13 protein-coding genes and 1 tRNA gene are annotated in these 9,632 nt (G+C 58.2%); 7 read left to right on the top strand and 7 right to left on the bottom strand.

What is annotated here, in order from left to right:
• Positions 1–147: 147 nt before the first annotated feature.
• Complete coding sequence (locus tag BS629_RS11935; RefSeq protein WP_018243541.1) at positions 148–618, bottom strand: Hsp20 family protein; 471 nt, start codon at positions 616–618, stop codon at positions 148–150.
• A 426-nt stretch (positions 619–1,044) separates the two neighbouring features.
• Here BS629_RS11935 and BS629_RS11930 point away from each other — a divergent pair, with 426 nt between their 5' ends.
• The gene (locus BS629_RS11930; protein WP_018243543.1) at positions 1,045–2,019 is read left to right on the top strand and encodes an alpha/beta fold hydrolase; all 975 of its coding nucleotides are present in this window, start codon (positions 1,045–1,047) and stop codon (positions 2,017–2,019) included.
• A gap of 39 nt (positions 2,020–2,058) precedes the next feature.
• On the opposite strand, the gene hisN is transcribed toward BS629_RS11930, so the two are convergent.
• Positions 2,059–2,832: a histidinol-phosphatase gene (gene hisN / locus BS629_RS11925; protein WP_018243544.1), complete on the bottom strand. Its 774-nt coding sequence runs from the start codon at positions 2,830–2,832 to the stop codon at positions 2,059–2,061.
• Positions 2,833–3,108: 276 nt separating this feature from the next.
• Positions 3,109–3,990: an N-formylglutamate amidohydrolase gene (locus BS629_RS11920; RefSeq protein ID WP_011653502.1), complete on the bottom strand. Its 882-nt coding sequence runs from the start codon at positions 3,988–3,990 to the stop codon at positions 3,109–3,111.
• A 187-nt stretch (positions 3,991–4,177) separates the two neighbouring features.
• Here BS629_RS11920 and cpdR1 point away from each other — a divergent pair, with 187 nt between their 5' ends.
• Complete coding sequence (gene cpdR1, locus BS629_RS11915) at positions 4,178–4,540, top strand: response regulator CpdR1 (protein ID WP_003542883.1); 363 nt, start codon at positions 4,178–4,180, stop codon at positions 4,538–4,540.
• An 84-nt stretch (positions 4,541–4,624) separates the two neighbouring features.
• Positions 4,625–4,699 (top strand) — tRNA-Val (locus BS629_RS11910).
• 77 nt (positions 4,700–4,776) lie between these two features.
• Here the strand turns inward: BS629_RS11910 and BS629_RS11905 are convergent.
• From BS629_RS11905 to BS629_RS11890, 4 genes are read right to left on the bottom strand one after another with little or no spacing between them, the layout of a single operon-like run.
• Positions 4,777–5,658, bottom strand: coding sequence for a site-specific integrase (locus BS629_RS11905; RefSeq protein ID WP_077988258.1), 882 nt, complete (start codon positions 5,656–5,658; stop codon positions 4,777–4,779).
• A gap of 47 nt (positions 5,659–5,705) precedes the next feature.
• Positions 5,706–6,104: a hypothetical protein gene (locus BS629_RS11900; protein ID WP_077988257.1), complete on the bottom strand. Its 399-nt coding sequence runs from the start codon at positions 6,102–6,104 to the stop codon at positions 5,706–5,708.
• Between the two features lie 14 nt (positions 6,105–6,118).
• Positions 6,119–6,571 carry a hypothetical protein gene (locus BS629_RS11895; RefSeq protein WP_077988256.1) on the bottom strand — a complete coding sequence of 151 codons (453 nt, stop codon included), beginning with the start codon at positions 6,569–6,571 and terminating at the stop codon, positions 6,119–6,121.
• A gap of 50 nt (positions 6,572–6,621) precedes the next feature.
• Positions 6,622–6,792 (bottom strand): Arc family DNA-binding protein, encoded by a 171-nt coding sequence (locus BS629_RS11890; RefSeq protein WP_077988255.1) that lies wholly within the window; start codon positions 6,790–6,792, stop codon positions 6,622–6,624.
• Positions 6,793–6,902: 110 nt separating this feature from the next.
• Here BS629_RS11890 and BS629_RS11885 point away from each other — a divergent pair, with 110 nt between their 5' ends.
• From BS629_RS11885 to BS629_RS11875, 4 genes are all read left to right on the top strand, one after another.
• Positions 6,903–7,412, top strand: coding sequence for an Arc family DNA-binding protein (locus tag BS629_RS11885; RefSeq protein ID WP_077988254.1), 510 nt, complete (start codon positions 6,903–6,905; stop codon positions 7,410–7,412).
• A 180-nt stretch (positions 7,413–7,592) separates the two neighbouring features.
• Positions 7,593–7,790 (top strand): hypothetical protein, encoded by a 198-nt coding sequence (locus BS629_RS38265; RefSeq protein ID WP_131713632.1) that lies wholly within the window; start codon positions 7,593–7,595, stop codon positions 7,788–7,790.
• A gap of 542 nt (positions 7,791–8,332) precedes the next feature.
• The gene (locus tag BS629_RS11880) at positions 8,333–8,524 is read left to right on the top strand and encodes a hypothetical protein (RefSeq protein ID WP_077988253.1); all 192 of its coding nucleotides are present in this window, start codon (positions 8,333–8,335) and stop codon (positions 8,522–8,524) included.
• 141 nt (positions 8,525–8,665) lie between these two features.
• Complete coding sequence (locus BS629_RS11875; protein WP_077988252.1) at positions 8,666–9,628, top strand: DUF2971 domain-containing protein; 963 nt, start codon at positions 8,666–8,668, stop codon at positions 9,626–9,628.
• Positions 9,629–9,632: the final 4 nt, after the last annotated feature.

Here is a 9,632-nt window from a genome sequence, read left to right as displayed (position 1 = left end):
CTGTGCAGCGGTTTTGCGACAACGACATGCGTAAAAATAAGAGCTAAAGCGCGATGAGCGAATCTGAAAGATCGCGACGCGCTTCAAGCCGAAACAAAAAACGGCGCCCCATAGGAGCGCCGTTCATTTTATCCGATAAGGATCTGATTAGCCGTTGATGATCTGCGCTTCGATGGCTTTCGGAGCCTCGACCGGTTCTGCAGCAATCGTAATCTTGCGGGGCTTCATGGCCTCGGGAATATTTCGCAGAAGGTCGATGTGCAGCAGGCCGTTCTTCAGCGAAGCGGCGATCACCTCGACATGGTCGGCAAGCTGGAAGCGGCGCTCGAAGGCGCGCTTGGCAATGCCGCGGTAGAGGAATTCGCCGCTTTCGGCAGGTTCCTCGTTCTTTTCACCCTTCACGGACAGGACATGGGCATGGGCTTCGATCGAAAGTTCGGTCTCGTCGAAACCGGCAACCGCCATGGTGATGCGATAGGTGTTTTCACCGGTGCGCTCGATATTATAGGGCGGATAGGTCTGCGCCTGCTCCGGCTGGGCAAGGCTGTCGAGCATGGTGAAGAGCCGGTCGAAACCGACGGTCGAACGATAAAGGGGAGAGAAGTCTACGTGACGCATGATGTCCTCCTGTGGAAGCGACGTGTTGCGATGAAGTGCCCCTGAGACCCCATCTTTGGCGGCCTTGGGGCGGTTGCGCGGGCCCTGTTCGGCACCCGCAGAAAGGAGATGGTGATGGGATTCGAGGAGTTCAAGACCTTTTCGGAATCGCCTTGATCAGCCCGTGAACCCCGCATGAACGACCGGTTCGGAGCGCGTTCAGGCACATTCGCCTAGAAATTTCCGCGTCGGGTGAATCTGGTCCCGATGGCTGAAGTGCATCCGTCCCTTCTTCTTCAGCCTCAACTTCGGCCGGCCGCGAGCACCCTCATGCTCCTGCCGGCCCTTTTCCTCCAGCCGGCCTTGCGAGCGCCACCGCTTTCCAATCCGGATGCCGTGCGCTATCCCTGAAGGCGAAGCAGTCAGCAGCGGCGCATTGGCAAAGTCATGGATCAGGTTCTCTATTCGACGCCCGACAATCCCGCCCCGGAAAACCGCACGGAGGGGTTCTTCGAAACCCATGACGGCCACCAGCTGCGTTACGCCGTCTTCCGCTCGAGCGCTCTGGTCGCCAAGGGCACGGTCGTCATCCTGCATGGCCGCAACGAATATATCGAGAAATATTTCGAGACGATCCGCGACCTGACGGCCAAAGGCCTCTGGGTCGCGACCTTCGATATGCGCGGCCAGGGCGGTTCGCCGCGGCTGCTGAAGAGCCGCAACCACGGCCACATTCGCCGCTTCGTCGATTACGAGCGTGATCTCGACACCTTCCTCGAAAGGGTGGTGTTGCCGGATACCCGCCTGCCCTTCTATCTGCTCGCGCATTCCACAGGCGGCCTGATTGCGCTGTCGGCCGCGCCCTATCTCACCACCCGTATCGATCGCATGGTGCTGTCGGCGCCCTTTATCGGCCTGACCGGCCAATCGGTCTCGCCTCGCGTCATCCGCGCTCTTGCAGGCACGCTGACGGCCCTCGGCCTTGGTTTTCTGCCGCTGACCTCGAAACTGAAGGAGCCGAACTTCAGCGACAATCCGCTGACCTCGGACGAACACCGGTTCGAGCGCAATGTTGCGATGATGAGGGCTCATCCGGAACTGACGCTCGGGCCGCCGACGGCCCGCTGGCTGATCGAGGCCTTTCGCACGATGGACCGGGTCACCTCGCCCTACCATCTCTTTTCCATCACCATCCCGACCATCGTCATCGCCCCGACGCGTGACGGTGTCGTGCCCTACACGGCGCAGGAGCGGCTTTCGCGTTATTTCCGCGCCGGCCAGCTGGTGCCGATCAACGGCGCCCGCCACGAGATCTTCCAGGAGCGCGATATCTACCGCGCTGCCGCCCTTGCGGCCTTCCACGCCTTCATTCCCGGCAGCGATGCCGAAGAAAACCAAGAAGTCGCCGCCCTCGGCACATGACCGGCCAGCATTGCTGACCGCGGAATCAGCACGGCGGGATCACCGCTGCAGAACGGCGATCGCCTGTTCGTAGACCGCCCGGCTGCCGGCGGCGATGATCGAGCCGCCGTTCTCAGGCCGTCCGCCGTCCCAGGTGGTGATGATGCCGCCTGCCCCCTCGATGACGGGAATGATGCCGCCGACGTCATAGGGTTTCAGACTGTTTTCGATGACGAGATCGATATGGCCGGCGGCAAGCAACGCATAGGCATAGCAGTCGCAGCCGTAGCGGAAGAGCCGCACCTGGCTCTCGATCTCGCGGTATTTCTCCATCTCCTCGCCGACAAAGAGATGCGGCGAGGTGGTGAACAGGATGGCGTTCGAAAGCGCATCACACTGGCGCGTCGCCAGCCGCCGCTCGCCCTCCGGCCCGGTATAGATCGAGCCGTTCTGGTCGGCGAAATAGCGCTCGCCGGTAAAGGGTTGCTCGATCATGCCCATGATCGCCCTGCCATCCCTCTGCAGGCCGATCAGCGTTCCCCACACCGGCACACCGGAGATGAAGGCACGCGTGCCGTCGATCGGATCGATCACCCAGACATATTCGCGGTCGAGCCCGACATTGCCATGTTCCTCGCCGAGAATGCCGTGGCCGGGGAAACTCTCCTCGATCAGCGCCCGGATGGCGAGTTCGGCCGCCCGGTCACCTTCCGTCACCGGATCGAAACCGGAGGAAAGCTTGTTCGTGACATCGAGGCCGGAGCGGAAGCGCGGCAGCGTCTCGGCTCGGGCGGCTTCCGCCAGGCGGTTGAAAAACGAACGGTCAGGAAACATGATGGATCCGTTTGGCTGGCGGGAGTGGCGCTTTTCATAGCGAAAAGCAATGGGAATGCAAACGCAGCAGGCAATTTGGCTCTAACTGCCCAAAGATATCGCAGCGCAATATATTGCTTGACATTTGTGCAATGCAATAGTAGCGTCTCCATACAGTCTTCTGACTGTAAATACCCTCCTTGGGTGTTTCCTCCCTAGACTTAGCCGCGCTCACAAGCGCGGTTTTTTTTGGCCGGGAAGACGAAGGCCAGACGTCAGCGACATCGAAAAAGAGATCTATTCGGCGGCCAGCGCCCGCTCACCGGCAAATTTCTCAACATATTCCGCCATCTGCTGCATGAAGTCCGTGACCGCATCAGCCACCGCAGCGAAATCCTCGCGTTTCTCCAGAGTCAGCTCATCGACGTAGATCGCCCGGTTCACCTCGATCTGCAGCGCGTGCAGTCCGCGCGAAGGCCGGCCGTAATGTTCGGTGATGAAGCCGCCGGCATAGGGTTTGTTGCGGATCGCAGCAAAACCCATTTCCTCCAGGATGGCGATGGCAGCGCGCGAAAGTTCGGCCGAAGCGCTGGTGCCGTAGCGATCACCGATGATGAAATCAGGTCGCGCAGTGCTGCCGGCGACGCGCACATTGCCGGGCATCGAGTGGCAGTCGATCAGCACGCCGAAGCCGAACTGCACATGCGTTCGCGCGATCAGCCGTCGAAGCGCCGCATGATAGGGCTTGTAGACCGCTTCGACGCGGTCGAGCCCCTCCTGCACCGGCAGGCGCCGCGCATAGATCTCCATGTTCTCGGCGACGATGCGCGGAATGGTGCCGAGCCCGCCGGCGACCCTGAGCGAATTGACATTGGCATAGGGCGGCAGCAACCCGTCGAACATCCGCGGATCGAGCTCATAAGGCTCGCGATTGACGTCGAGATAGGCGCGCGGAAAGTTGGCTGCCAGCAGCGGCGCGCCGAGTGCGACGGCCGAGCCGAAGAGCTCGTCGACATAGTGATCCTCGGAACGGCGGATGGCGATGCCCTCAAGCCTGGACTGAGCGATAAATTCCGGTGGATAAATGCGGCCGCTATGGGGGGAGTTGTAGACGAAAGGAATGGTCTGCGACACGGGCTCATGGACCTCAAAAAGCTCGTATTCGCGTATTTCCGGCACTTTCGGCCCTCTTTACCATGTCATGAACTGACTGCTTGGCCCATGTTGCCAGTTGCCCGGCCGCAAGTCCATACTATGTAGGAGGGATGGCGGTCACGCACAGACAATTCACCGGTTGTTTACCGGGTAAAGACTAGTGTAAACGGCTGGCAGCCCACCAAAAACCTATGGATCGCGGTCTGGATTGATGACTCAGAAGATACTTCTCGCCGAAGACGACAACGACATGCGCCGCTTCCTGGTGAAAGCGCTCGAAAAGGCCGGCTACAAGGTCCTTTCCTATGACAATGGCGCCAGCGCCTATGACCGGCTGCGCGAGGAGCCGTTTTCCCTGCTGCTGACCGATATCGTCATGCCCGAGATGGACGGCATCGAGCTGGCGCGACGCGCCACCGAGCTCGACCCCGACCTGAAGGTGATGTTCATCACCGGTTTTGCCGCCGTGGCGCTCAACCCTGATTCGAAGGCGCCGAAGGATGCCAAGGTCCTTTCGAAGCCTTTTCACCTGCGCGATCTCGTCGATGAGGTCAACAAGATGCTTGCCGCGTAAGGCTTGCCGGGCGGCGCGTCACAAAACTGAAAAAAGCCTATTGACGGCTCCGAAGGTTTTGTGATCTATGCGCCGCCATCGGATGGGCGTGTAGCTCAGCGGGAGAGCACTACGTTGACATCGTAGGGGTCACAGGTTCGATCCCTGTCACGCCCACCATCCGATCCCCTTGGCCCGCAAGGGGATTTCGCCAAAGCGCTACTTGGTGAAATATCGTCCTTCATAGCCTCGCCCATTTATCGCCCACGAAACCGCTTCGAAGCGCCGCTAAGATGGTCCGGGTGATGATGCCCATAGACCTTCCGGATGATGTTTTCAGAGGTTCCGGAGAAGCCGGCAACCTCCCAGATCGGAACGCCCCGCTGCATCATCCAAGTAATGCAGGTGTGCTTGAGAACATGAGGCGTGACGTCATCGCCTAAGCCTGCCAGTTCGCGAGCGCGGGCAAATCCCTTCCGCTCTTTGACAATCAGTCGGCCGTGATACTCGACCGGGCCAACAGAAGTGATTCTCCGCCAGCGCCGAACGTGAGGCAGCAGGTTCTCGGGGATCGGAACCGGAGGACGCCGTTTGTTCGTCTCGCGCTCGCCCTGCCCTCGCCGGTACAGGATATTATTCTCCAGGTCGAACCAACCGCCACGCGTGTTGAGAAGCCAGTGGAGCTTGACGATCGCTTCATGGCGCGAGCCGGAATAGAGGCCGATCAGAATGAAGCGTGCGACGTGATATGAGGGGCGAAACATCCGCCCCCATTTGATCGGCTTGCGCGTCTCGATGTCATAGGCGGTCGCTGTGATGCCAAGAGAGCCGGCGACGAGGGCTGCCGCCTCTGAACGCGTCAACCAGCGCTCGCGAGCAAGCGCCTTCGGAGGCAGGGTCACGGGCACCGGAATGATCAGCTTCTTTTCCTTGAACGCGAAGTTGAGGGCGGAGCTCAGCGTCTCCAACTCCCGGCCGGCTGTCGCCTCCTTCACGGCTCGCTTACCGATCTTGCCGGCGACGCGATCCTTGACGTACTGGCGGCAGCTGGTGCCGTCGACGAATGAACACCTCTTCGGCGCGCCGAAGAATTCCAGCAACGGGATCATATGGAAGCCGACCAGCTCGGGATGCGCCATAGTTGGCGCCTTCTCGGTCGCATAGAACAGCAGTACGTCCGCGATCGCTACTTCGTCCGGATCTCCGCTCCGCCATTCCGGCTTATGCTTTTCGGCGAGGTAGCTTTCGAGGAAGCGATCAGCTGCAGCGCTATCGTCCTCGCCGCATCCTGTGCTGACTTCATTTCCGCCATCGAGGATGACCCAGACAGACGGCCGCCCTTCTCGTTTGCGGAGGTATTTTCGGACCCCCTTCGACTTTCGCGGCATAGTTCCCTCATTCTCTTGATGTCGTTGAGGCTGACATAGGTCTTGCCGGCGATGCGCTCGCATTCGAGGCGGCCGCGCTCGATCTCACGTTTCAACCCGCTTTCCGTCATCGAGCCGTCGGGGAAAGCGAGGCTGGCCGCCAGCTTGAGACGAAGCGGCGTGTCGGGGTCGAGGGTTGAAACGTCGATGTCAGCCATGGTTCAGCTTTGCCTCAGGAGTTAAGGTCCGAATGCGGCTTCCCGGCGCTTTCACGAGGGTAGCGGACGTTGAAAATGATGCTGCGGTCCTGATCGTCTTCTCTGATGCACCGAAAGGCCGTGACTGTGGCCTCCGGATGCATCTGGACAAGCAGCCGCTTTAGCGCACCCACGCAGCGGTCGACCTCTTCATCCAATGTGGCCGGCCTCTTCTCAATAGAGATCGGCCTTTCCGCAGTGCTGGCGGGATGGATGACGGCGGAGAATGTTCCGCCCTGGTAATCGTCCAACGCAGCCGACGCTTCGGACATCAGGCGCTGCAGCTTTTCGAGCGCGGTTTCCTCATCAGCTGCCGCGACAACTGGAACCGCCAGCGCTGCGGTTGCCGCCGCGCTACGCAACAGGAAACGCCGGCTCAACGCGCCGCTTGCTTTTCCCGATGGATTTTGGATATCATCTCTTTGCATTTCGGCATTCTCCTAACCAGAATGTTGATCTTAGAGGGCGAGGCGGCGGATCAGGCCGCTTCGCTCTTTTTCATTTCCAGGGGATCGAACATCGCCCTTTCCAAGTGGGTGACGATTTCTGAATTCATCGACCGATGATTTCTCTCCGCCTCTTCCTTGATCCTAGCCTTCAATCCCTCTGAGAACCGGACCATCAGCTTTTCGGCACTGCGCGTCGTCATCTTCCATACTCCTTCGATAGGATCACCGTCATACCTATAGTACCGTAGTCCTATTGACGTCAAGTCGGTAATATTACAGTAGTCCTATGGCGTGATAGACGAGAGCCACAGTGTCGAAAAATCCAGGTAGAGGTTCAGACCAGTTTAACCTTCGCTTCCCAGACGGGATGCGCGGCAAAATCGCCAACGTTGCCGAAGCCAACGGGCGGTCGATGAACGCGGAGATAATCAAGCGGCTGCAAGATACGCTCGACTTCGATGAACACATGAGCCGTCATGTGGAGGCGCCTGAACCGAGCGAAGATGCCTATGGCGTTTCGTTCGGCGAACATCTTCAGTCGCATCCCACGCCTGGTATAGCCATCAAAGGTGCACTCGACAGGATCTTCGATGAGGTGCGCAGTTTGCGCATGTCGATCCTCGACGTCCGGCAATATCCGGACGGCCGGCGCGAGGTTGAATTCGCGCCGTCGAACGCAAGCACCGACAACCCTCCATTACCTGATCCCCAGTCGTTTCCGAAGCCCACCGAGCCCGGCTATGACGAGGCGCTGCTAAGGCAGGTGGAGACGATCGCGGCACGATACGGCTTTGATCTGGTGAAAAAGGATGCCGGCTGAAAGCCTATCTCCCCCGCACCCCTTGCGCAGCAAAAGGCAGTCGCAACTATCGCGCCCCCGGCCCCCCATTGCGCCAGCAGATGCCGCCAGAACTATCCGAAGGTGGACCACGTGCAGACGCATTCAACACTCACTCGAAACGATGTATCGTTTGCGAGTTGTTGAGCCGAGGAGAGAGAAATGGGCGAATGGCAAACATCGAACCCGCCAACGGACCGCGATGTCGAGTTCGAGCGCGACGGCAGGACAATCGAACGCGGCCGCCTCACGTCGACACCAGTTTCTCAAGGCTCGGATCACACTGATCAGAGACGACAATATCGATTGGGAGGCGAAGGCCCCCTTTTCGACGTCACCCGGTGGCGGGAAATCGGCTGAGTTCGATCGGCCTCGGCAGCCTTGACCTGCCAAGGCCAAGCATCGCCAGAGAATCACTTCCGACAAATCTTGTGATGGACTTTTGACGAAACGCGCGGTTGCGATTCTCAGTCGCGCCCACTAAATGCGGATGTCCACAAGTGTAAACTGTGAATTATGTGGATAGCGGTGGGATAAATACTAATTTTTATAAGTATTTTCATGGGGTTAGTGTTTCAGGTGAAACGCATTGATTTTAAACAGCTTTTAATTGTGGATGGCAAAAAAGCTAGTTGATGCAGATGCTTATCGCCTGCACCCGTTCCACAGGAGTTGTTTTCAACCCCTTGACGGAATCATCGGTTTCAAACTTTACTTTCATCACTGATCGCCAATCGGGCGAGCAGGGCACGAAAAAGGCCGGGGGTGCAACCCCGGCCTCGTGTCGAATAAACCGAATGCCTCGATCGGCAAAACGGCTCACCCCTTAACAACCCAAGGATACTTGGGGAGGCTGGCCTGTCAAGCTGATCGAGGTTTCTTAACCAGTAGGAAACTCGAAAATGAAGCATACGAACAACCGCCTCACCCTCGACGACGCCGTGCAGGTATGGATCCATCGATGGAACGGCGAGTATCAGCACGAGATCGCCTTCCGCTTCGGCGTCAATCAGGGACGCGTCAACGAAGTGCTGAAGGGTAAGCGCCACCCTGGCAGTGAGCTGATCGCTCGGGAAAAGCGCGATCTTCACTGAGGCAATTGTGGCGGACCCCGCACGCCCTTGAATATTGATGCCACCCGCCGGAGTGAGAAACCTCCGGCGGGTGATCGTCCGGCTAATTTTCGCTGAAGATGAAGCGCGGATGAGCGCTCGACCTCACAACGGGGAAATCCAATGGAAGACGCATCACCAGATGAAAAAGGGTCGGAGGGACTAGAGCAGCAGCCAGCCGCGCCGCCGCCGTTTGTCAACGTGTTTGATGGATTGGCTGAGATCCAGATTGAGAAAATCTACGAGAACGTAATCATCCCGACCACTCTCTTCCACTACACCAGTGCTCAAGGGCTTATTGGTATCTTGAGCGAGCACAAGCTGTGGTTCTCCGACGCCACCTTCATGAATGATGGGTCAGAAGTCGTCTATGGTGTCGACGTCGCCGCGTACGCTATCCGTGAATTTGTCGAAGACAAAACGGATGCCGAAAAGAACGCAGGATCAGAATTGATCGATCAAATCGCGGACGCGATGCGCCACTATCAGCCAGTCATTTTTTGCATGAGTGCGCGGAATAACCTTCTCAACCAGTGGCGAGATTATGGAAGAGATGTCGTTCCATACTGCATCGAATTCGATGTGATAGAGCTGGAAAAGTGGCAACTTCGAAACTTTCCGCACTTCCTAACGAAGGTGGTCTATGATGCGCAGTTCCAGAAGGATCTCATGACCGGACTGGTCAAAGATATCTATGACAAAGCGACAGCCCTCAAAGGCGAGCGCGAACGGTTCGACGACGACGAAGCACAGCGTTTGTCGGTTGCGGCGGCGATGGAGATCGTCAAGCTCATCACTCGTTTCAAAAATTCGGCTTTTGAGGCAGAGGAGGAGTATCGCGCGATTTGCTATCGTCCGGACATCCAAAGCAACAGCGTCCCGCGAAAGTATCGATCTAGCTCTCTCGGCGTCGTTCCCTATTACGAATGGGTTGGCAAGGAAGGACCGTTGCCGCTACCAGTGGTGAGCGTGACGGTCGGCCCATCACCTTACGCGACTGTCTCGGACCTTGCGCTAAAACAGTTTCTTGTCGATCAAGGTTACAACGTTCCTACATACTTTTCTAGAATTCCGATTCGTCGTTAAATTC

The sequence above is a fragment of the Rhizobium leguminosarum bv. viciae USDA 2370 genome, from assembly GCF_002008365.1.
Taxonomy (GTDB): Bacteria; Pseudomonadota; Alphaproteobacteria; order Rhizobiales; family Rhizobiaceae; genus Rhizobium; species Rhizobium leguminosarum.
This window is presented reverse-complemented; position numbering and strand designations above follow the sequence as displayed.